Genomic DNA, 21,413 nt, shown 5'->3' on the forward strand with positions numbered 1-21,413 from the left:
CGCTTTTGCCCCCACAAAGGTCGCGGGGAGACTGGCGCCGGTCTTAAGCGCGTGCCATCCTCACTCCCGTCTGCCGCAGAGTAGAGCCTGCGGCGCCTTGGGCGCTGTTCCAACGAGAACAGCACGGACATAACAACAAAAAACCGTCAAAGGGGCTTCACTAATGCGTAAACCAGAACTCGCTGCTGCAATTGCAGAAAAAGCAGACCTCACCAAAGAACAGGCCAACCGCGTCCTCAACGCCGTTCTCGAAGAAATCACCGGCGCTCTGCACCGCAAAGACAGCGTCACGCTGGTGGGCTTCGGCACCTTCCTGCAACGCCATCGCGGTGCACGTACGGGCAAAAACCCGCAGACCGGTGAGCCAGTCAAAATCAAGGCCAGCAACACTGTTGCGTTCAAGCCAGGCAAATCGTTGAAAGACAGCGTTAATCCGTAACACGCACCGACTTCCCGCACAGCGGGCGAGCGGGATAAAAAATGGGCACGCCAACGAGGTTGGGTGCCCATTTTTTCTGTCTGGCGGATCAGCCGACTCGGCTTTGTTTCCTGGCGAGAATCGCTGCTATTTCCGGCTCATTCAGGTGATCCAGCGCGCGCTCTACCAACAAATGCACCCCGTCGGCCAGGCGGCTGAGCGACAGGGCTACGGAGCGGCGTGAACCGTCCACGTCGTCGGCGAGGTCGGCGGCGATGGCGCTGATGGACAAGATATCTTCCGAGGCATTGGCGAGGAGGGCTTCAGTGTTGATGCCCGGGCAGACGCTGAAGAGTTGGCCTTTGCGTTTCGGTGGCTTTGGTTCGGCTGGTGGGAAGTGATGGTCGAGGGCGCGTTCGGCGGCGTCGTTGAGTTTCTTTGAATCGGGGCTTACGTATGGGGAGACCGGGTCGGTGTCCGGTGGGTTGGGTGTAACTTTAAACATGATCTTCAATTCCTTGAGTGATGCTGACACCACTTCGCCGACTAAACGAAGGGGGTGGCGGCTGTACGCAGGTTAGTCGGACCGGGGAATTGAAGAAGCCGGCGCACCCGAAGGTGCCCTACGCACAGCTACCATCAAATGCAGGTAGGAAATACCTGTCTGACGGACGCTTGTACAACTTCAATTACCAGCGGGCGACTAAACCCGACCACTGACGATCAGTGACACGAATCAAGTTACCGACCGGCCCCAAAGCGCACAAGCCGGCGGATTCTGGCGTAGCCGTAGGCAACGACGCAAGGTGTTGTAGCTTTCACGACGTTACCTACAACGCTTTTAAACAAGCACTGTCAGGCATTGGTGTGGGATCGATTGGAAAACCATTTTTGATCAGGATTGGGGTTGCCTACGTAATCGTCAGGCAGGAGGTACCGTTGATCTCGGTGAATACTTCTTTGGGGCCTACTTGTTACCTACCTCTAGAATTTGATTTGCCAAAGCCAAATCAAATTGTTTGTTTCCGAATATTGATTTGGTTGCGAGGACTTTTTTGAAGAGGTCTGAGTCCAGGCTCAGGTCATTTTTTTGCGCTGCGAATAATGCGGTTAGAAAGGGGTACGCATAGTTGTCAGGTTCGGCCAATACGTCATAAATTAATGAGGGCGTGCTAAGGGTGCAGTTCTCTGCCTTTGACAAGTAAAATTTTATCAGTCGTTCGTTTATTCTTTTGACTGCTGTGCTTATTTCATCAGGTGATGGGGTTCTAATGATTCCGCCCAGCTCGTCACCAAACTGTTTTGTTTCTTCCGACAATGAACTTTTCGACAAAAAAGATGAGTTCAACAGTCGGCTCTGATAGGGCGGTGATTGGTTTATGCAGAAGCTAAATGCCTCGCATGTATAAACCTCCAGGCCCGCATAGTAGCCATCGGACTTGGTCAAGTGTTGTATGTAAATCTCCCCGCACTTTTCCTTGGAGATAAGTAGGCAAAGTTTGTTTTTGCTTGCTTTCAGGTCCAAGTGGGGCGACGTTATCTTTTTTAGCTCCGCCAGTAATTCCTCTTCCAAACTTTTACGAATTTCTATGCTCATTATGTTCACTCGTAGATAGACCCCGAATCAAGATTCAGGCAAAAGAAATTGCCGCCCCAGCCATTCGCGAAAGGTAGAAGCTGCGCAAAAACTGTAATAAGCACCGGCCGTCAGCAGGTTGGCGGCGAGGTCGTACTCGAAATGCTTATGCACGGTAGCCGGCGTCATTGACGGTTGGCTGGTGAGTTCGGCATTGTCGCGTAGCGACCATTGCGGCAGGTAAAACGATCCTCGTATTGGTTGTTCAGCCTGTGAGTTCGGCAATGAATTCTTCAAATGAGCTGCATACAAATGCCAACTCTTTTTCATCCATCAAAAAAAGGTAGATGTTTCCATAGTCATCATCCTTGACTGACAGAAGGAAAGAGTTCCCGCCTTGATCGTAGGCAAAGGGGATCATTTCTTTTAATGACGGAATATCATCAGTTAAATCATCATGAACAACTTCAATGGGTACTTCGCCGTATTTGATTGGTGTGAATCCGCCCAACAAAAACTCGTTGTCGCTTTTACTCTCAGGTAAATAGCCGCCATTGTTCCTTAGATAAAACTCTTTAAAGGCTGTTGGTAATGGCACGCTGAATTTTTTTTCGAATTCATTTAGGTCCTGCACGGAGAGGGCATGTTCGGACTCTTCGAGGGTCAACCGCATTTGAGCGCTCCTTTTGTCTTGCTCTTGAAACGAGCTGGGTGAGTATAGGCCTTGCCTGTAGCAGCCTTGTATTGGGCTACGCCGCCATTGTGGCTTATGCCACTGTGGGCGTTTTGCTTGATGAGCTGCATAGTGCCTTTGTTGGTCTTGGGATCGTAATCATCCAAGTGATGCCAGACATGACCGGCCGGCGTTGTTTTTTGACTCAACTTGGCCGCCTTGTTTGCGGCCTCGAAGTCTTTGCCATAGTCACCAGTGTATTCAATTCTGACGATTGGATTAACGCCGGGCTTCTTGTTGTAAAGAGCATTACTTTCTGAGTAGTCGAGACCTCCGCCGGGGGTCTTCGTAACGCCTGTGTAGCCGCGGTCTTTCAGTTTTACCAGCGGGTCGACTGCAAGGCCCAGAGGGTCAGCATAGCCGATAGGGTTGGGTGCGTAAGAGTAAAAATTAAGGCCTCCGGCCAGGCCTATCGGATCTGGTGTCGTAAAGCGACCAACGTCAGGATCGTAGAACCGTAGGACGTTGTAGTGCAATCCGATTTCACGGTCGAGGTATTGTCCCTGGAATCTCAGATTTTGTTCTTCGATGAAGTAGGGTTCACGGACTTCCTGGATGGTGTTGCCCCACACCTCAAAACAAGCTTGCCAGACGCTATGTCCGTCGTCCTCTGTGAGCTGTTCCGGCAGGCCGTTCAGGTCATTGTGGTAATAACGGACTTTCTGATGAGCGCCCTGTCCATCAATTCGTGCAAGTGGTTCATAGGTGTTGCCTGCATAAAGATAGAGGCTGGTCTGGCTGTACCGACTCTCCTGCAACAAGCGCATTCCATCCCAAATAAAACGAGTCTGGGAGAGCGGCCGGTTGTCAGAGGTGTATTCGGTTTTCTCTATACGACGGCCCAGTGGGTCGTATTTCATCCGCACAACGGTTTGGTGAATGCCGTTTTGATTCTGCACTTCAACCAAACGATTATCTGCGTTGTAGAAGAAACGTTGGGTTCCGCGATTGGTGCTGCGCTTCTCAACGACTCGGCCAAACGCGTCGTAGCAATAACGCTTGTCCTGATAGGTCAGCAGTTTGTTGTGCACCACCAGCCCTGCGCCGGGCTGTGGGCCGTCCAGCAGATTGGCGGCGGCGTCGTAGGCGAAGGTTTCGCGCTGGCCGTGCAGGCTGTCCTGGCTGGCGATGATGCGGCCGGTGGCGTCGTAGTGCAGCAGTTGGCGGTGTTGCGCGGCCGGTTGCTGGTCGAGTTTGCCGATCAGGTTGTCGGCGGGGTCGTACTCGAAATGTTTCTGCACCGCTGCCGGCATCAGCGAGGGCTGGCTGCTGTGTCGGCGTTGGCGTGAGCGTAAACGTCCGCTGCGGTCGTATTCGCTGCGGGTGCTGATCTGGCCTTGGGTGCGCAGCACTTCGCGGTGCAGGCGGTCGCATTCTTGTGGGCTTTGGCACCGTAACCGGCCACCTCACCTTCTTTTAGCAGGGTCAATCCACCCGGTGGAGTTGGGAGCCCCATATCCGGATCATAAAGCCGGAGCGTGTTGAGTGCAGCCAGGTCTCTCGGTAGAAAAACTTATTCCCGTTTTTTATCCAAACATGCATGTTATGGTTTTCGCTAAAAAGTAAAGCCGGAAGTTGTTTGGCTCTTCCGGCTCCTTTTCTAATCTAGTCTAGAAAGTCATCGTTTTCCAAATAATAAGTAACTGCTTTCAGTAGTTCTTCTTTGCTGGAGTTCGGATGATGTTCTGTTTTATTTTCAATGATCGCTTTGAGTATTGGAGACTCAAGAAATGTTCCGTATTTGTCATCGAACTCCATTTCTTCGTCGTCATTTTCTGCAAGGTAATATTTTTTATTTAGGATGTCGTTTTTTGACTCCAAATCAAAATCAGTATCCACATATAACCAGCCGACATTGGGTAGGTCATTACATTTTTGCAGAAGTTCGTCAAAGCCATTAATGGTTATCATAAGTACTCCTTATTTTCGACATTTCGTACCGCCGCCCCATTTATTTCGACCGCCTTTACCATCAGGGTGGTAGATTTTATGATACGTTTTATGATCATTGAAGTCGGCTAGCTGTAATGAGCCTGGTTTGTTTCCATGATGCCAAGTCATATTGGCTGGGGAGGTTCCTCTGAACGTCCCATTCGGTCGTGGTTGCACATGCTCTACAGTGCCAGGGTATTTAGTTTGCATTTGACGTTTAAAGTCCGGATCTGTTTGCATTCGTTTGTAAACAGATTCATTTGCGCGGCTAAAGTGCTCTGCGTCAGTCATTTTGTATTCGGACGCGTTCAGTGAGTGCTCATGGAACACATGATATTTCCCTAGGTCGCGAGATCCTTCACCATTGTATAGCCCAAGCGGATCTATCCAGGTCAGGGGGTTTGGGGCATAACTGTAAAAATTCAGTCCTCCCGCCAACCCAATCGGATCCGGCGTAGTAAACCGCCCCACATCCGGATCATAAAACCGGAACGTGTTGTAGTGCAGCCCAATCTCCCGATCCAGGTATTGGCCCTGAAACCTCAGGTTCTGCTCTTCGATGTAGTACGGTTCGCGGACCTCTTTAACGGTATTGCCCCAGACCCGATAAGTGGCCTGCCAGACGGTGTGGCCGTCGGTTTCCGAGAGTAGTTCGGGGAGGCCGTTGAGGTCGTTGTGGTAGTAGCGGACTTTTTGTTGCGCGCCCGTGCCATCGACCCGGGCCAGTGGTTGATAGCCGTCATCGGCGTAGAGGTAGAGGCTGCTCTGACCTTTATGTTCTTGCAGCAGACGCAAGCCATCCCAGGTGAAGCGAGTCTGACCCAGAGGGTAGCCGTTCTTGTCGTGTTCGGTTTTCTCGATGCGTCGACCGAGCGGATCGTAAGTCATGTTGACCACGGTTTCGCCGCTGCCACTCTGGTTGCGCACTTCAATCAACCGGCTTTCAGCGTCGTAGGCAAAGCGCTGCAGGCCCCGTTTAGCGCTGCGTTTTTCGATCATCCGGCCAAACGCGTCGTAGCGGTAACGCTTGTCCTGGAAGGTCAGCAGTTTGTTGTGCACCACCAGCCCGGCACCGGGTTGTGGGCTGTCCAGCAGGTTGGCGGCGGCGTCGTAGGCGAAAGTTTCGCGCTGGCCGTGCAGGCTGTCCTGGCTGGCGATGATGCGGCCGGTGGCGTCGTAGTGCAGCAGTTGGCGGTGTTGCGCGGCGGGTTGTTGGTCGAGTTTGCCGATCAGGTTGTCGGCGGGGTCGTACTCGAAATGTTTCTGCACGGCGGCCGGCATCAGCGAGGGCTGGCTGCTGTGTCGGCGTTGGCGTGAGCGTAAACGTCCGCTGCGGTCGTATTCGCTGCGGGTGCTGATCTGGCCTTGGGTGCGCAGCACTTCGCGGTGCAGGCGGTCGCGTTCGAAGTCACTGATGACCTGGCCGTCGAGGTTGATCTGGTGCAGGTGGCCGCTGCCGTAGTACAGGCGATTGAGCCAGCGGCCGTCAGGCAGTTGGGTCTGGATCAGGTTGCCGAGTTCGTCATAGTGATATTGCAGGCTGCCAGCCGCGCTTTGTTCTTCGAGCAACTGGCCGAGGGCGTCGTAGGCGAAGCTCAGGGTTTGTGCGTTGCCCTGGTGGTCGGTGAAGGTGACGGCGGTGAGTTGGTCCAGCGGATCGTAGGTGTAGTCGGTGCGGCCATCGTCGGTGACTTTGGCGATCAGCCGGCCGACGGCGTCGCGTTCCAGTCGATGAACGATGGGGGCCAGGGGCGTCTCGGGGACGATGGCCAAACCGTTGCCGTAAGGCGCCGGAACAGCCGTCACCGCCGCGACGTTATCCAACAGGTCATAGGTGTAGCGCTTGGCGCTGCCATCCAGATCCTGTTGTTCGGTCAGCCGATCGCCGGCATCCCAGGCAAACCGATAACTTTCGCCATTTTCGTTGGTCAGCGCTTGCAGCCGCCCGTAGCTGTCATACCCGAATTGCACCTGCCGGCCATGGGCGTCGGTGCGCTGACGCACCTGGCCGCGACGGTTGTGTTGATAGAGCGTGGTGTGCCCGGCCGGGTCGGTGTAGCCGATCAATTGGCCGCTGACGTCGCGTTGGTACTGCTCGGTACGCCCGTCCGGCAATTGGCTGCTGAGCAGGCGCCCTTGGGCGTCGTAGCTGAATTGGGTGCGTTCGCCGAGGGCATCGGTGATGGTTTGCAGATAGCCCCGGTTGTCGTAGCTGAACCGCGTCGGATAACCCGAGCAATCGATGTGCTCGACCAATTGGCCGAACGGGTTCCAGCGCAGTTTTTTGCTTTTGCCGGTGGCGTCGATGATCTCCACCACCTGGCCGTGGGTGTCATAGCGGTAGCGGGTGATGTGGTCCAGCGGATCGGTTTCGGCGATGCAGTTGCCGCGCTGATCGTAGCGGTACCGCCAGCTGTTGCCGGCGGCGTCGGTGTCCACCAGCGGCAGGGCCCAGAGTTCCAGCCATAAGGTCGTGTCATTGCGGCCCAGCGGGTCGGTTTCGCCGATCAGGTTGCCGGCGTCGTCGTAGCTGTATTCATAGCGACCGCCCTGTGGGTCGGTGGCGCTGAGCAGTTGGCGCTCGTCGTTCCATTCGAACTGCCAGGTCTGGCCGAGGTTGTCGGTGTACTCGGTGATCTGGTGCTGGGCGTTCCAGCGGCGAGTACTGATGCGCTGCAGGCCATCGGTGATGCGCGTTGCACCGGCGACCAGGTCATAGTCGAATTGGTAAGTATCGCCCTCATCGGTCCAGTGCCGGACCACGCGCCACTCCAGGTCTTCGATCAACGCCCATTCATAGAAGCAACGCAGCCCCGTGGGCAACTGGTGCTCGACCATCCGCCGTCCGGCATCGTAGGTGAAACGCCGTTGCACCTGGCCGGTGGCGTCGCGCACTTCGGCCAGGTTGGCTGACTGATCGTAGCCATAACTCACCAACACTTCGCGGTGTTGGTCAGGGTAGACCCGTTCCACCTGACTGACCCGTGCCTGGAGGTAGGTCAATTCCACCTGAACCAAGTCAAAGGTGTCGCGCAGTTTTACAAGGCGTCCGGTGTCGTCATAGTCGAGGTAGATGCGGTTGTCGTTGCGGTCGCCCAATTGATCAAGGCGCAGCAGCGCTGTATTGCCCGGCGTTGGATTGAACAACCGATACATGCCGTCATCGCTTTCAATCAACAACTGCCCATTGACGTGCCGTCGAACGCTCAGCCCTTCACCGGCACTGAACACCGCACCGCCCAAGGGAATCGAACCCATGTCGATGCGCCGGGCCTGCTCATCGGTGTACACCAACGTTTCTCCACCCTCCGGGTGAGGCAGGATTTCAACGCGCACTTCGTAGGACACACTCCAACCCGCGCCAAACAACCCATCGCGACGTTCATCACGGCTGTTGTAGAAGCGCTGCCAATCCATCGGCAAGATGCCGGGCAACACGAAATCCCGCTCTTCATCGCCACCCAGCACCTTGGCCCCGGTCGCCGCATGCACCGGGTTCGACGAGCCCATGGCGGCGTTGGCCATGGCGCTCATGGCGCTGCTGACGGCCATCGACGTCGCGCCACCGATCAGCATGCACGGCAATTTGCTGAAGAACTTTCCCTTGCCACCCTTGAGCATCAGCAACGCGGTGACTGCCAGCCCCACGCCCGGGGTCTTGCCACTGCGGATCTCACGCACCACCACCGAACCGCCACCGATGGTGACGTTGGAGGAAATCAGCCCGGACGACACTACCTTGGCGTCGCAGGTGCTGCGGTCGCCGCTGCGCACGGCGGGCTGGCCGTTGATGGTGACCTTGTCCGAGCCCTCGGCCAGGAACTGCGGCGGCATCGGCGGATGCTTCATGCAGACGAGCAGGTCCAGCGGCTTGGGTACCGCGCCGGGCGCCGGGGTGGCAACGGTGGGGCGCCACATCTGGGAGAAGAAGCTCTCGGCCATGTCCAGATAGCTGGGCTCGGCTTCCGGCTCGGGCGCCTCCAGTTCGGTACCGGCCGGCGCGACATGGGACGGGATCGCCCCGGCGGCGCGGGCGGCGGGAATGTTGTTGGTGAGGGTGTTGGTGGAGCCGGTGAGAATATTTGCCTGCACCGTGGGCGGAAACAGCGCGTTGCTGAAGCTCTCGCACAGGTTACTCAAGCCCTTGTCGGCCCCGGTCTTGCTCATGGCGAGGCCGACGATCGTGCCCACCACCAGGCCGAGTACGAAGCAACCCAACCCGCCAGTGACGACGGTGATGCCGGTGGCCGCCACCACGGCAACAGTGGCCAGCGCGGTAATCGCGATGTTGGCCGCCACTTCCAGTACGCCACCGAGGATGTCGGCCATCATCGAGGTGTGATCGAGCGCGTCGCCCAGTCGGGCGGCCCAGAGTGCGTCAGACATGCAGGGTGCTCATCAGGCCGGAACGTCGAACAGCAGCGAATTCTTGATGGTCGCCCAATGCGCGGCTTCGGCCTCGCCGAGTTTTTCAGCTTTCACGTAGCTCAAGGCGAGCATCTTGCGGGTGCCGGGCAACACCAGCGCCAACTGGTATTGGAAGACTTTGTCGTTGCCCTTGTTGAACTGGCTGCGCAATTCGATGCCTTCGACTTGCTGGTTGGCCCCCAGGCGCACGGCGAAGCCCGGTTGAAAACGCAAGTCTTGCACTTGTTTTTCCAGGCGCTTGAGCTGGTCGTCGAAGTTGCTTTGCAGGGTTTCGCCTTCGGCCAGCAAGCTGCGGCTGACAATCAGCGAAGTGCTCAGCTCAGGGAACTTGAGGATGTTGATCGACGCGTCTTGCAGTTCGCCTGCCGGCAGTTGGAACTGGAATTCATTGATTCGGTAAGTCATGGAGCACAGATCTCGTGATTAGCCCTTGGGCTTGGGAAACGCGGCATTGATGTTGGCGTCGATGCTGGCCTTGACGCCCTGGCCATCAGGCGTGGCGCCAGCGCCGCCGCCGTTGTTCAGGTGCAGCACACCGCCGGTGTTGAACTCCGCATCGCCGCTGGCATAGAAGCTGATTTGCACACCGGTCAGGTTGATCTGGCCGCTGGCATTGAGCTCCAGGATGCTTTCACCACAGACCAGGCGCAGGTTCTCGCCCACTTCAATGACGTAGCTCTGGCTGATGCTGTCGGTCTTGCGCTGGCCCACCGAAAGAATGTCTTCCTGTTTGACGATCCGCAGGCGGTTGTTGCCGATGGTCACCGTCTCGTTATGCCCGATGCTCTTGTTGCGGTCGTGGCCTACCGAGTGGCTTTCATCCACCTCGACCACGATGTCCTGGTTGCGCTCGGCATGGATGTACAACTGCTCGGCGCCCTTTTTGTCTTCCATGCGGATTTCGTTGAAATTCGCCGGTGTACCGCCCTTGCTCGAACGGCTTTTCATGCCGCTCTGGGTGGCGTTTTCCGGTAAGTCGTAGGGCACGGTCTGTTCGGCGTTGTAGACACGGCCGGTGATGATCGGCCGGTCCGGATCGCCTTCGAGGAAGCTGACGATCACTTCCTGGCCGATCCGTGGGATCTGCATCGAGCCCCAGTTTTTTCCGGCCCAGGATTGCGACACGCGAATCCAGCACGAACTGTTTTCGTTGGATTGGTCGTGACGGTCCCAGTAGAAGTGCACCTTCACCCGGCCGAACTGATCGGTCCAGATTTCCTCGCCCTTGGGGCCGACCACCAGTGCGGTCTGCGGGCCTTTGACGATGGGGCGGTGGGTGTTGGGCAGCGGGCGATAGCTTTGTTGGGCGTCGATGCAGGTCAGTCTGCTTTCGAACTGTGCCGACGCTGCGCCGATGCCGGTTTCGCCGCTTTCCTGGGAAATGGAATAGCGGCTGCCGACGATCAGGTATTCGCGGTTCTGGTCCTGGCGGCTGAAGCCAGTGAGGCTGAACAAATGACCCGACCCCAGGCCCCGGGCATTGCCGGCGAGCTCGACCTGTTCGTGCAGGGTCTGCAAGGCTTCGATGCGGGTGCGGGCGTAGTGTTCGCCGTCTTCGCTTTGCACATAGGTGCCGGGGTAGTCGTACAGCGGATAGTCGCCGGCGGTGTGCGGACGGGGCATGGCCGAGCGTACGTCGATTCGCGCGCTGGGGCGCTGGAAGTCATAGTCGTTGAGTTCCAGCGAGCCCGGCTGGACTTCCTGGGCCAGGTGCCAGTCATGGATGTGGTCGCGTTCGCGCTGCTGATCATTCTTGGGGTAGTAGGGCACCGAGGCATAGCCGGGCGCACTGGTATGGGCGCCATAAGCATCGGCCAGCACCAGCACATGACGACCCAGTTCATGGCGGAAGAAATAGTAGATCCCTTCCTGCTCCATCAGGCGGCTGACGAAATCAAAGCTGGTTTCGCGGTACTGCACGCAGTATTCCCACTCGCGATAGGGCCGGCTCAGGGCGTCTTCGAAATCGGAAAAACCCAGGTCGCGAAACACCTGCTTGATGATCTGCGGGATGGTCAGGTTCTGGAAAATCCGGCAATCGGACGTGCGGGTCAGCAGCCATAGCCAGGGCCGCAGCGTGGCCTGGTAGCTGGCGAACTGACCCTGGTCGACGTTCTGGCTGCAACGGGCAACGATGCCATGGAAATGACGCTCGCCACCGCCGTCCAGTTGCAGGCTCAGGCACATGGGTTTGCCGAGTAACTGGTTGAGGTCGATGGCGTTGTCCAGCGAGTGCAGCTGCAGCTCATAGTTGAACAGCCGCCCCAGCTCTTCGCCGCCGTCCATGTCCTTGAGCAGTAGCACCTCCGGCCCCAGGGGGCTGGTGATCTTTGCCAGGCGTGAGAGTTGCTTGAATAGCATCGGTTATCCCGTAATCGTGGCGTCGCTTTCTTCCTGCCGGAACCGAATCCACTGTGGGAGCGAGCCTGCTCGCGATGGCGGGCTGACATTCAACATCGATGCTGAATGTCATGGCCTCATCGCGAGCAGGCTCGCTCCAACATTTACCGTGTTCCGGACCGGTCAGGCCGCGTCGCTGAAGTCGTAGTGCAGTTCTTTATCCCGGGCGCTGATCCGCACGCCTGCCAGCGCTTTGCCTTCGAGCATGCGGGTGAGGAACTCGCGGCTCATGTCCGGCAGCAGGCTGTTGGTCAGGATGGTGTCGATCATTCGCCCACCACTTTCGGTTTCGGTGCAGCGGGAGACGATCAGGTCGATCACCGCATCGTCGTAATCGAAAGCCACTTTGTGGGTGTTCTCCACGCGCTTCTTGATGCGGTTGAGTTGCAGGCGGGTAATGGCCTTGAGCATCTCGTCGCTGAGCGGGTAGTACGGAATGGTCACCAGCCTTCCCAACAATGCCGGCGGGAAAATCTCCAGCAACGGCTGGCGCAGGGCCTTGGCGATTTCTTCGGGTTCGGGCACGTTTTGCGGGTCTTTGCAGACCTGGGCAATCAGCTCGGTGCCAGCGTTGGTGGTCAGCAGAATCAAGGTGTTCTTGAAGTCGATCACCCGGCCTTCACCGTCCTCCATCACGCCTTTGTCGAAGACCTGGAAGAAAATCTCGTGCACGTCCGGGTGGGCTTTTTCCACCTCGTCCAGCAGCACCACGCTGTAGGGTTTGCGCCGCACGGCTTCGGTCAGCACGCCGCCCTCGCCATAGCCGACGTAGCCCGGTGGCGCGCCCTTGAGGGTGGACACGGTGTGGGCTTCCTGGAATTCACTCATGTTGATGGTGATGACATTCTGCTCGCCGCCGTACATGGCTTCGGCCAGCGCCAGGGCGGTTTCAGTCTTGCCTACACCGGAAGTACCCGCGAGCATGAACACGCCAATCGGCTTGCTCGGATTGTCGAGGCCGGCGCGGGAGGTCTGGATGCGTTTGGCGATCATCTGCAGGGCGTGGTCCTGGCCGATGATGCGTTTCTTCAGGTGCAGGTCGAGGTTGAGTACGGTTTCCAGTTCGTTACGGGCCATGCGGCCCACCGGAATGCCGGTCCAGTCGGCGACTACCGAGGCCACGGCCTGGTAATCCACGGTCGGCAGGATCAACGGGGTTTCGCCTTGCAGGGCGCTGAGGCGCTGTTGCAGGTCCACCAGTTTCTCGCGCAAGGCGTGGCTGGTCTCGCTGCCGTCCTCGCTGTCCACCACACCAACGCGCTCGCGCAGGGTGGCGCGGGTGGCGAGCAATTCGTCCACCAGGGTTTTCTCTTCGGCCCAGCGGCTTTCCAGTTCGGTCAGGCGTTTGCGTTCGGCGCTCAGCAGGTTTTCGCTGTTGCTCTGGCGGGCGCCGATGACGATGCCGATGGCGTGCTCGCGGGCGATGATTTGCAGCTCGGTTTCCAGCGCCTCGATGCGGCGACGGCTGTCGTCCACTTCGGCCGGCACGGCGTGCAGGCTGATGGCGACCCGGGCGCAGGCGGTGTCCAGCAGGCTCACGGATTTGTCCGGCAACTGGCGCGCGGGAATGTAGCGATGGGAGAGCTTGACCGAGGCTTCCAGGGCTTCGTCAAGGATCTGCACCTGATGGTGTTTTTCCATGGTCGAGGCCACGCCGCGCATCATCAGCAATGCCTTGTCTTCGGACGGCTCGGCCACCTGCACCACCTGGAAGCGACGGGTCAGGGCCGGGTCCTTTTCGATGTGCTTCTTGTACTCTGCCCAGGTCGTGGCGGCCACGGTGCGCAAGGTGCCCCGGGCCAGAGCCGGTTTTAGCAGGTTGGCCGCGTCTCCGGTGCCGGCGGCGCCACCGGCACCGACCAGCGTGTGGGCTTCGTCGATAAACAGGATGATCGGTTTTGGCGAGGCCTGGACGTCTTCGATGACCTGGCGCAGGCGCTGTTCGAACTCGCCTTTCATGCTCGCGCCGGCCTGCAACAGGCCAACGTCGAGGCTGCGCAGTTCCACATCCTTGAGCGCCGGCGGTACGTCACCGGCGACGATGCGCAGGGCAAAACCTTCGACCACGGCGGTTTTACCGACGCCGGCTTCACCGGTCAGAATCGGGTTGTTCTGCCGCCGGCGCATGAGGATGTCCACCAGTTGGCGGATTTCTTCGTCACGGCCGACAATCGGGTCAAGCTTGCCGCTGCGGGCCTGCTCGGTGAGGTCGACGGTAAAACGCTTGAGCGCTTCCTGCTTGCCCATGGCGCTTGGGGCCATGGCGCCGCTGGCTTCACCGGGCACGCTGCCGGCATTGAAACCATCGCTGGCGCCGAGTGCATTTTCCGGCGAGTCGCCGACGTACTCGTCAAAACGCTCGCTCAGGGCCTCGACCTTGATCTTGTCGAACTCTGCCGACAGTCCCAGTAATCCATGGCGCAGGCTCGGGGTCTTGAGGATGCCCAGCACCAGATAACCGGTACGCACCTGGCTTTCGCCGAACATCAGGCTGCCGTAGACCCAGCCACGTTCCACGGCTTCTTCCACATGGGAAGACAAGTCAGTGATTGACGTCGAGCCACGTGGCAAACGGTCCAGGGCTTCGGTCAGGTCCCGGGCCAGGCGCGCCGGCTCGATATTGAACTGACGGATGATGCGGTGCAGGTCCGAGTCCTGCAATTGCAGCAACTGATGAAACCAGTGGGCCAGTTCCACATAAGGGTTACCGCGTAACTTGCAGAACACGGTGGCGGCTTCGATGGCTTTGTAGGCCACGCTGTTGAGTTTGCCGAACAACGCGGCGCGACTGATTTCACCCATGCTCTTGGCTCCTTGAGGTGTGTGAGGTGTTGGCCTGCTCGGCGTAATGCCGGGCCAGTATTAAGTCCTTGGCATCTGTTGCGGGCCGGCCCAGCCAAATGTTGAACCCCAGGCGGAAACGGCCATTGAGTTGCAGCGCTGGTACTTCGGGCTGTTTCAGAACCAGGTTCAGGTCCCAGTCCAGTTCATGGCCCAGGTACTCGGCCACCCAGGCCACCAACTCATTGAAGGGTTGGCTACCGGGCAGCATGCCCATGTAGTCATCCAGGCTGAGTGGCCCCAGGCGAATGCGGAATTTGTGCTGGCGATCCCAGGCGTAACGGCCCAGGCAAAAATCCACGCCCAATTGATGGGCGCTGACGCCCACGCGGCTACGTTCCGGCAGCTCCAGCCATTGGCCGACGTATTCCTCGATATCCACTGGCACGCCGAAGTACTCGCTGAGAATGGCCTTCAAACCGTCCGGGTAGCGGGTTTGCGCCGACAGATGACCGCTGTAATGCAACTTCGCCGTGTCGGGGATCAGCCCTTGTTTGAGCAGGCTCGGCATGCCCCGGCCGCTCAGTGCTGCCAGGCGTGCCGACCAGTAGTCATCGTCCGGGCGGTCATGGCTGACCGTCGGCCGCGCTTCAGCCCAGGCCCGGTAAAACAGGCTCAGCAGGCGATGGTGGAACACATCCAGGAAGCGTTTGCTGGTGCTGTCGGCGTTGTTGCGCTGGCGTTCGCGCACATATTCGGTGAGGTGCAGCGGCAACGGACCGTTGGGGCCACCGAGGCCGAAAAAGAACTGCTCCAGACGCGCCGGCGAGCCGTCGACGCCCGGCTGCAGCGAGGCCAGGGTCGACGGGGCGAAGGTGCAATCGGCCTGTTGCCCAAGGCGCAGCGGATCATCGGCCAGGCGCGTCGAATGACCCAGGCGCGGCAGCCCGGGCGATTCGCACTCGATGCGCCGCAACGCCTGGAAGAAGTCGTATTCCCAGGGCTCCTGGTGCATCGCGTCCAGGGTATTCACAGGGTCGGACGGCGTCCGGGCTTGGCTTTCCATCGCATGATCTCGCCGCGTTCGGTGGTACGGATCACCGTCTCGGTAAAACTGTTGATCGACACGTAGCGTGCCAGGAAGCGTTCGAACACTGCACCGAGCAAGAAGACCCCAGTGCCGCGAAACGCGTTTTCATCGAATTCCAGGGTGATCTCCAGGCCACGACCAAACACGATCGGGCCGGGCATCGGCAGGCGTCGGGTGCAGGCCTTGCTGCTGACTTCGCGCAGGCCTTCGATCTGCAACTGCAATGCCGCGTCGTTGCTGTCGCCATACAGGCGCAGCAGTTCGCGCAGGGCGGCGGCGCCCTGGCCCTGCTCGCTGAGGGACAAGTAATTCAGCGAGAGCTGGCTGATCAACCGCCAGGCCTTGGCGTCATGGGCATGGCTGGCGCGTGGGCGGCTCGGGCCGGCCACGCAGCGCACCGCCGCTACAGGTGCGCTGTCGGCCAGGGTGAAGTCGGTCTTGCTATGGCCCACGCTCATGAACAGCGGCAAGTCGCGGTTGGTGCACAACGCCGTTACGCCCAGTTGGCGCAGGTCGTGGCGATAGGGCGCCTGCTGGCTATCCACCAGGCTGACAAAGGTTTCGCTGCCGATGTAAGTCGAGCGCGGGCCGTTGCGCCGCTGGCCGCTGGAGAGCATGCGTGGTTCGCGCCGCACCGTGTACCAGGCTTGGTCGCGGCCATAGCGAGACGGATCGCGCACGGCATAGAACGGCAAAAAAGGCTGCTCCGACCCGGTGCCGTGGCCGGTGAGGGTGGTCAGGGAATGAATCTCGAAATCCATCGGCCGGGTGCGGTCGGCGATCACATGGTGTTCATTGACCCGTTCCGACAAGTGAATGCGATCCAGGCGCTTGGGAAACAGGTTGATGGCCGGGGTGCAGAACGGCAGGAACTGCGCCGCACCGACGCTGCCTTCAAGGCTCGGATCGTGACGGTCGAACAGCACGATCAATTCCAGTTCCTGGCCATCACAGCGTTTGACCGCCCGGCTCAACTGGGTGAAGTCGACAAACAGAAAACGGTGGGGCAGGGCGAAGTATTCCTGCAACAGGCGATAGCCCTGGAAGGCCCGTGAAACCACTGGCAGCGCGGCATCGGTATCGTCGAAGCCCTGGGAGCGCAGTGCGTCCTGCGGCAGGCGTTCCACCCAATCACCGCCGGGCTGACGGGCAAACACGGCGCAGACATTGCCCAGCAGCTGTTCGTAAAGGCGGAAGGGCTGCTCGTCTGCGCCATTGAGGTACAGCGGCAGGTTGTCCAGGGCCAGACTGTTGAATGGTAGTTCGGCACCGGTGCGCAGGGTCAGGCGCAGGCCGGCCTTGGCCTTGGGTTCGCTGGCGGCCAGGCGCCCGAGCATGGCGGCCGGGTTGCCGAAGTACTCGGCCTGGCTGACCTGCAACGGCCACAACGTCACCGCATGGGCCGTACGGTATTCACAGCAGGTTTGAGTTTCGCGGCCCAGGGCGGCGCGCAGGACTGTGTCCCGGGGTAGCGCAAAGCCGCTGCTCAGCGAGCCTTCATCGGGGTCGGCCTGCAATTGCACCACAGTCATTGACGGTGTCGGCGCCAGGTAATGGGGGTAAGCGATTTCCAGCAGGTTGTGGGTGAAGGTCGGGTATTCGGCGTCGAGCTTGAGTTGTACCCGTGCCGTCAGATAGGCGAACCCTTCCAGCAAGCGCTCGACGTACGGGTCGGCGCAGTCCATACCGGACAACGTCAGCCGACTGGCGATTTTCGGGTATTCCTGGGCGAACTCCGCCGCGCTTTCGCGCACGTGGTGCAATTCCTGGTTGTACAGTTCCAGCAGGCGCGGGTTCATGAGCGTCTCCGCTGATCGGCGTTGATCACTCGCACATGGCCGGATTCCAGGTCCAGGTCGGTTTGCAGCATCAGGCGCAGCGGCACCGGCTGCGCCCAAAGGTCGCCTTCAATCTCGAAACTCAGGGCGTTGTGGTTCATCTCGGCGGATGCCCGAGCCCGTACGCGCAGGGTATGACGCAGAATCCGCGGTTCGAACGTGGCAATGGCCTGGTGGATCAGCGCTTCAAGCGCCGCGATATCGACATTCGACGCACTGTTGCCGGCCAGCGCCGGCAGCCCGAAGTTGACCACCGAAGTGCCGGCCGGGGTATGCAACGTCGCATCGGCGCCGAGCAATGAAGTGGTGTTGAGCAACCACGCCAGGTCACGCAGCACCGAAGCTTTCAATTGGGTCAGGGATAGTACGCGCTTGTCGGCGCTTTCCTTGGGATTGCTCGGGTCGTCATCGGTCAACCGGTCCAGCAGGGACGGTTGCAGACGATCGCGGGTGGCGATTTCGGTTACCACGTAAAAGGCCCCACATACATTTTTTGGTCCCCGCCCGAGCCGCAGGACGCAAATGCGTTAACTGCTCCCGCCTCCAGGCCTTCAGGCATCTGACGAATAGCCTGCATCTTGCTGAGACAGTCGCGGCTGGGCGCGGGCATATGTTCGCTGCGCCAGACGGCAAATATCGGGATGTCGTTGAAAGTCTCAACTCGCAGTTGCTGCTGTTTATCCAGGCTGAAACTGCAAGGCCATTCCATGTCCAGTTTCATGCGGCTCTGGTCGGGTTTGACCAGCGTGCATTGTCCCTGGTCGTCAATCAGTCGGAGTTGCTGCCCAACAAAAACCGCCTGGGTTGTTGGCATCTCGGCATGTTCGGCCCATGCGCTCAGGCTGATCAAATTCATCGCCAGGCACATGGTGAGCAGGTGCTTTTTCATTGATGACCGATGACTTGGCCATGACTCGGACGCCGGGCAGGAAAGGATTGGATTGGCGCAAGCACCAACCGTCCTCGACGCATTCAACCGGGCCAGCAGGAACGGTTGCAGGCGATCGCGGGTGGCGATTTCGGTTACCACCGGAATAGCGCCGTAAACATTTTCTGGTCTTGCTGGCCGAGCCCGCACATGGCGCTGGGGTTGACCGACGAGGCTTCCAGAACGCCGTTGATTTTGCGTACGGCCTGGGATTTTGTATCGCAGTCTCGACTAGGCGGTGGTTCGGGGACGCTCCGTTCGACCAGGAAGATCGGGACGTTTCTGAACATTTCTACCCGCAATTCACCCTTCGGGTTCAGATTGAAATAGCACGGCCATTCCATACCCAGTACCAGATGAGTCTGGTCAGGTTTGAGCACGGCGCATTGACCGTTCTGGTCGACCAACTTAAGTAGCTGGCCGGCGAACGTTCCTTGAGTGCGAGCGGGCGCGTCGAGTTGGTCTGGGTCGGTTTCAGCGCAGGCATTCAAGCTGATCAGCAGGCCGCACAGGAGTGTCGCTCGGAGCATTGGCCCTATCATGTCAACTCCCAGAACCAGACCTGTCTGGAAAGGAAATCACCATCAAAGAAGCCTTTGGTTCGGCCACGGTTCCATAGATCGATGTGGTCACCTGAACGCTCGCTTTCAGGCTCGTTTGCACGGGAAAAGCAATCCTTGAAGAAAATGATTCCGGTCTTCTGGCTGAGTGTCAGCCGATCGGCTGCGCTGCCACTCAAAATGGTCGGCCGCCCCAAATGGTGTCGCCACAGCCAGTTCGCCAGAGATTCGGCGCCACGGGCATGGTCATGCTTGCATTTGGGGTCGGTGTAGGTCGACTTGTTGACCTTGATGGTCAGCTCGCCATTCAACGCGACACTCATGCGAATCGCGCACTGGTTGCCCCAGGGCTGGTCGCATGGATCCTTGACGGTGGGATAGCTGCTCCACAAATTAATAAACGAAGGCTTGGCCATGACTCAGATACCGGATAGGAAAGGATTGGATTCGAGCAAGCACCAAAACACCCCCGACGCATAACGCCGGGGGCAGGTTCGATCACACCTTGACGTTCTGGCGAACGTTCCAGCCGTACTTGACCGGCCCGCCGTCCTTGGTGCCATCGGCTTTCTGCGGCTGGTAGTCCACTTCCACCTTGGCGAAGTTCAGGGTGACGTTTTCAGTCAGGCGATCATCGTTACCCGAGCCGCCGGTGCTCAGGGACGTGATCAGCACTTCGGACAGGTTGATGATCAGGTACTCGACCTGGCTTTCGCCGCCGGCCTTGCGCACGGTCAGTTTGACCTTGTCGATGTGCTTGCCGCTGGAGCAATGCATCATCAGGTTCGGCGAGGCCTTGTCGATGTACTTGGTCAGCGACAGGTCCTGAATGTTTACCTTGCCGGCACCGCCGCCGCTGCCCACGTGCATGTTGCCGGACTGAGACATGCCCCAGCTCCAGTTCAAGACGTCGATTTCGTCCTTGTGGGCCTTGTCCATGGACTCGCCCTTGATGTCGCCGATCTTGATGAAAATATCAACAGCCATGTTTTCTCCCTGTGTGGTCTCTACCACATTGTTTGGTTGACGCTGACCTTGCGAAATCTGTTCAAAGCTCCTGCAGAATCACGCTTTCTCGAGCCTGGTCCAATGCCAGTCAAGGCACAGAACCTGTGGGAGCCGGGCTTGCCCGCGATGCAGGCACTGCGGTTTTTCAGCAGAACCGCGTTGATGCCATCGCGGGCAAGCCCGGCTCCCACACAAGCGTGCCGCTGCAGTCTTTTATGCGCCTTTGGCCGAAGGCAGCTTGGATACCAGGCGCAGCGACACGGTCAGCCCTTCGAGCTGGTAGTGCGGGCGCAGGTAGAACCTGGAGTTGTAGTACCCCGGGTTGCCTTCCACGTCCTCGACGATCACTTCGGCCGCAGCCAACGGGTGCTGGGCCTTGGTGGTTTCGGTGGAGTGCGCCGGGTCACCGTCGACGTAGTTGAGGATCCAGTCCTGCAGCCAGCGCTGCATTTCGTCCTTCTCTTTGAAGGAGCCGATCTTGTCGCGCACAATGCACTTCAAGTAATGGGCGAAACGGCAGGTGGCGAACAGGTACGGCAGGCGCGCGGCCAGGTTGGCGTTGGCGGTGGCATCCGGGTCGTCGTACTCGGCCGGTTTCTGCAGCGACTGGGCGCCGATGAACGCGGCGAAGTCGGTGTTCTTCTTGTGCAGCAGCGGCATGAAACCGTTCTTCGCCAGTTCCGCTTCACGGCGGTCACTGATGGCGATTTCGGTCGGGCACTTCATGTCCACGCCGCCGTCATCGGTCGGGAAGGTGTGGGCAGGCAGGTTTTCCACTTCACCGCCGGACTCCACGCCACGGATGCGCGAGCACCAGCCGAAGTGTTTGAACGAACGGTTGATGTTGACTGCCATCGCGTAAGCGGCGTTAGCCCAGGTGTACTTGGAGCTGTCGGCACCGTCGGTGTTTTCTTCGAAGGCGAAGGCTTCCACCGGGTCGGTCTTGGCGCCGTATGGCAGGCGCGCCAGGAAACGTGGCATGGTCAGGCCGATGTAGCGCGAGTCTTCCGATTCGCGCAGCGAGCGCCAGCCGGCGTATTCCGGGGTGGTGAAGATTTTGCTCAGGTCGCGCGGGTTCGACAGTTCCTGCCACGAGCCCATGCCCATCACGGTCGGCGATGCGGCTGCAATGAATGGCGAGTGCATGGCGGCGCAGACTTTCGACAGTTCGCCCAGCAGTTCCACGTCTGGAGGCGACTGGTCGAAGTAGTAATCGCCCACCAGGCAACCGTAAGGTTCGCCGCCGAACTGGCCGTATTCTTCTTCGTACATCTTCTTGAAGATCGGGCTCTGGTCCCACGCGGTGCCCTTGAATTTTTTCAGGGTCTTGTGCAGGTCGGTCTTGGAGATGTTGAGCACGCGAATCTTCAGCTGCTCATCGCTCTCGGTGTTGTTGACCAGGTAGTGCAGGCCACGCCAGGCGCTTTCCAGTTGCTGGAAATCGGGGTGGTGGATGACCTGATTGACCTGCGCGGTGAGCTTGGCGTCGATGGCGGCAATGATCGATTCGATCGACTTGATGGCGTCGTTGGACACCAGGTCGGTCTGCGCCAGGGCCTGTTCGGCCAAGGTGCGCACGGCGGTCTCGACGGCTTCGCGAGCGCGATCGGTCTTGGGTTTGAATTCCTGCATCAGCAGGTTGGCGAACTCGCTCGGCTCGGTGGAACTGCCCGCGACGGGCTGATTTTCTTGCTGCAACTGGGTCATGATCGTTCGTCCTG

At 59.0% G+C, this 21,413-nt stretch carries 18 protein-coding genes and 1 pseudogene; 1 reads left to right on the plus strand and 18 read right to left on the minus strand.

Features of this window, described 5'->3' with window-relative positions:
- Positions 1-163: 163 nt before the first annotated feature.
- Complete coding sequence (locus tag ACZ9BB_RS24465; RefSeq protein ID WP_003213368.1) at positions 164-439, plus strand: HU family DNA-binding protein; 276 nt, start codon at positions 164-166, stop codon at positions 437-439.
- A gap of 88 nt (positions 440-527) precedes the next feature.
- Here ACZ9BB_RS24465 and ACZ9BB_RS24470 read toward each other — a convergent pair whose 3' ends face one another.
- From ACZ9BB_RS24470 to tssC, 18 genes and pseudogenes are all read right to left on the minus strand, one after another.
- Positions 528-923 carry a DUF6124 family protein gene (locus ACZ9BB_RS24470; RefSeq protein ID WP_476216985.1) on the minus strand — a complete coding sequence of 132 codons (396 nt, stop codon included), beginning with the start codon at positions 921-923 and terminating at the stop codon, positions 528-530.
- A gap of 462 nt (positions 924-1,385) precedes the next feature.
- Positions 1,386-2,015, minus strand: coding sequence for a hypothetical protein (locus ACZ9BB_RS24475; RefSeq protein WP_476216987.1), 630 nt, complete (start codon positions 2,013-2,015; stop codon positions 1,386-1,388).
- A 27-nt stretch (positions 2,016-2,042) separates the two neighbouring features.
- Positions 2,043-2,291: a hypothetical protein gene (locus tag ACZ9BB_RS24480; protein WP_476216989.1), complete on the minus strand. Its 249-nt coding sequence runs from the start codon at positions 2,289-2,291 to the stop codon at positions 2,043-2,045.
- Complete coding sequence (locus tag ACZ9BB_RS24485) at positions 2,260-2,667, minus strand: SMI1/KNR4 family protein (RefSeq protein ID WP_105342410.1); 408 nt, start codon at positions 2,665-2,667, stop codon at positions 2,260-2,262. Before ACZ9BB_RS24485 ends, ACZ9BB_RS24480 begins: the two co-directional genes overlap by 32 nt.
- Positions 2,658-4,103: pseudogene (locus tag ACZ9BB_RS24490) on the minus strand (RHS repeat-associated core domain-containing protein); the annotation flags it as partial. The pseudogene ACZ9BB_RS24490 and the gene ACZ9BB_RS24485, both read right to left, overlap by 10 nt.
- A gap of 229 nt (positions 4,104-4,332) precedes the next feature.
- On the minus strand, positions 4,333-4,638 hold the full coding sequence (locus ACZ9BB_RS24495) for a DUF7716 domain-containing protein (protein WP_476216991.1): 306 nt from the start codon (positions 4,636-4,638) through the stop codon (positions 4,333-4,335).
- A gap of 9 nt (positions 4,639-4,647) precedes the next feature.
- Positions 4,648-9,045: an RHS repeat-associated core domain-containing protein gene (locus ACZ9BB_RS24500; RefSeq protein ID WP_476216993.1), complete on the minus strand. Its 4,398-nt coding sequence runs from the start codon at positions 9,043-9,045 to the stop codon at positions 4,648-4,650.
- Between the two features lie 12 nt (positions 9,046-9,057).
- Positions 9,058-9,492, minus strand: a complete 435-nt coding sequence (locus ACZ9BB_RS24505; protein ID WP_476216995.1) for a DcrB-related protein — start codon at positions 9,490-9,492, stop codon at positions 9,058-9,060.
- 18 nt (positions 9,493-9,510) lie between these two features.
- On the minus strand, positions 9,511-11,448 hold the full coding sequence (locus ACZ9BB_RS24510; RefSeq protein WP_476216997.1) for a type VI secretion system Vgr family protein: 1,938 nt from the start codon (positions 11,446-11,448) through the stop codon (positions 9,511-9,513).
- Between the two features lie 162 nt (positions 11,449-11,610).
- Entirely contained in the window at positions 11,611-14,289 is a 2,679-nt protein-coding gene (tssH, locus tag ACZ9BB_RS24515) for a type VI secretion system ATPase TssH (protein WP_476216999.1), read from the minus strand.
- Positions 14,282-15,334: a type VI secretion system baseplate subunit TssG gene (gene tssG / locus ACZ9BB_RS24520; RefSeq protein ID WP_476217001.1), complete on the minus strand. Its 1,053-nt coding sequence runs from the start codon at positions 15,332-15,334 to the stop codon at positions 14,282-14,284. Before tssG ends, tssH begins: the two co-directional genes overlap by 8 nt.
- Positions 15,298-17,157, minus strand: a complete 1,860-nt coding sequence (gene tssF / locus ACZ9BB_RS24525; RefSeq protein WP_476217003.1) for a type VI secretion system baseplate subunit TssF — start codon at positions 17,155-17,157, stop codon at positions 15,298-15,300. The genes tssG and tssF overlap by 37 nt, the downstream gene beginning before the upstream one ends.
- Positions 17,154-17,666 (minus strand): type VI secretion system baseplate subunit TssE, encoded by a 513-nt coding sequence (tssE, locus tag ACZ9BB_RS24530; RefSeq protein WP_476217004.1) that lies wholly within the window; start codon positions 17,664-17,666, stop codon positions 17,154-17,156. The genes tssF and tssE overlap by 4 nt, the downstream gene beginning before the upstream one ends.
- A complete protein-coding gene (locus ACZ9BB_RS24535) occupies positions 17,660-18,226 on the minus strand; it encodes a hypothetical protein (protein WP_476217006.1) in 567 nt (188 codons plus the stop codon). The genes tssE and ACZ9BB_RS24535 overlap by 7 nt, the downstream gene beginning before the upstream one ends.
- On the minus strand, positions 18,220-18,654 hold the full coding sequence (locus ACZ9BB_RS24540) for a hypothetical protein (RefSeq protein WP_476217008.1): 435 nt from the start codon (positions 18,652-18,654) through the stop codon (positions 18,220-18,222). Before ACZ9BB_RS24540 ends, ACZ9BB_RS24535 begins: the two co-directional genes overlap by 7 nt.
- Before the next feature lie 8 nt (positions 18,655-18,662).
- On the minus strand, positions 18,663-19,100 hold the full coding sequence (locus tag ACZ9BB_RS24545) for a type VI secretion system amidase effector protein Tae4 (RefSeq protein ID WP_218395549.1): 438 nt from the start codon (positions 19,098-19,100) through the stop codon (positions 18,663-18,665).
- A gap of 82 nt (positions 19,101-19,182) precedes the next feature.
- Entirely contained in the window at positions 19,183-19,671 is a 489-nt protein-coding gene (locus tag ACZ9BB_RS24550; protein WP_476217011.1) for an Hcp family type VI secretion system effector, read from the minus strand.
- Between the two features lie 234 nt (positions 19,672-19,905).
- Positions 19,906-21,399: a type VI secretion system contractile sheath large subunit gene (gene tssC, locus ACZ9BB_RS24555; RefSeq protein WP_476217012.1), complete on the minus strand. Its 1,494-nt coding sequence runs from the start codon at positions 21,397-21,399 to the stop codon at positions 19,906-19,908.
- Between the last annotated feature and the right edge of the window lie 14 nt (positions 21,400-21,413).

It is taken from the genome of Pseudomonas sp. TE3552, from assembly GCF_056278945.1.

Excerpts from the sequence above, each read along its gene's own strand:
- ACZ9BB_RS24470 (WP_476216985.1), bottom strand. The coding sequence starts at position 923 with ATGTTTAAAGTTACACCCAACCCACCGGACACCGACCCGGTCTCCCCA.
- tssG (WP_476217001.1), bottom strand. The coding sequence starts at position 15,334 with ATGGAAAGCCAAGCCCGGACGCCGTCCGACCCTGTGAATACCCTGGAC.
- ACZ9BB_RS24540 (WP_476217008.1), bottom strand. The coding sequence starts at position 18,654 with ATGCTCCGAGCGACACTCCTGTGCGGCCTGCTGATCAGCTTGAATGCC.
- tssH (WP_476216999.1), bottom strand. The coding sequence starts at position 14,289 with ATGGGTGAAATCAGTCGCGCCGCGTTGTTCGGCAAACTCAACAGCGTG.
- tssF (WP_476217003.1), bottom strand. The coding sequence starts at position 17,157 with ATGAACCCGCGCCTGCTGGAACTGTACAACCAGGAATTGCACCACGTG.
- ACZ9BB_RS24510 (WP_476216997.1), bottom strand. The coding sequence starts at position 11,448 with ATGCTATTCAAGCAACTCTCACGCCTGGCAAAGATCACCAGCCCCCTG.
- ACZ9BB_RS24545 (WP_218395549.1), bottom strand. The coding sequence starts at position 19,100 with ATGGCCAAGCCTTCGTTTATTAATTTGTGGAGCAGCTATCCCACCGTC.
- ACZ9BB_RS24505 (WP_476216995.1), bottom strand. The coding sequence starts at position 9,492 with ATGACTTACCGAATCAATGAATTCCAGTTCCAACTGCCGGCAGGCGAA.
- ACZ9BB_RS24500 (WP_476216993.1), bottom strand. The coding sequence starts at position 9,045 with ATGTCTGACGCACTCTGGGCCGCCCGACTGGGCGACGCGCTCGATCAC.
- ACZ9BB_RS24485 (WP_105342410.1), bottom strand. The coding sequence starts at position 2,667 with ATGCGGTTGACCCTCGAAGAGTCCGAACATGCCCTCTCCGTGCAGGAC.
- ACZ9BB_RS24550 (WP_476217011.1), bottom strand. The coding sequence starts at position 19,671 with ATGGCTGTTGATATTTTCATCAAGATCGGCGACATCAAGGGCGAGTCC.
- ACZ9BB_RS24475 (WP_476216987.1), bottom strand. The coding sequence starts at position 2,015 with ATGAGCATAGAAATTCGTAAAAGTTTGGAAGAGGAATTACTGGCGGAG.
- ACZ9BB_RS24465 (WP_003213368.1), top strand. The coding sequence starts at position 164 with ATGCGTAAACCAGAACTCGCTGCTGCAATTGCAGAAAAAGCAGACCTC.
- tssC (WP_476217012.1), bottom strand. The coding sequence starts at position 21,399 with ATGACCCAGTTGCAGCAAGAAAATCAGCCCGTCGCGGGCAGTTCCACC.
- ACZ9BB_RS24495 (WP_476216991.1), bottom strand. The coding sequence starts at position 4,638 with ATGATAACCATTAATGGCTTTGACGAACTTCTGCAAAAATGTAATGAC.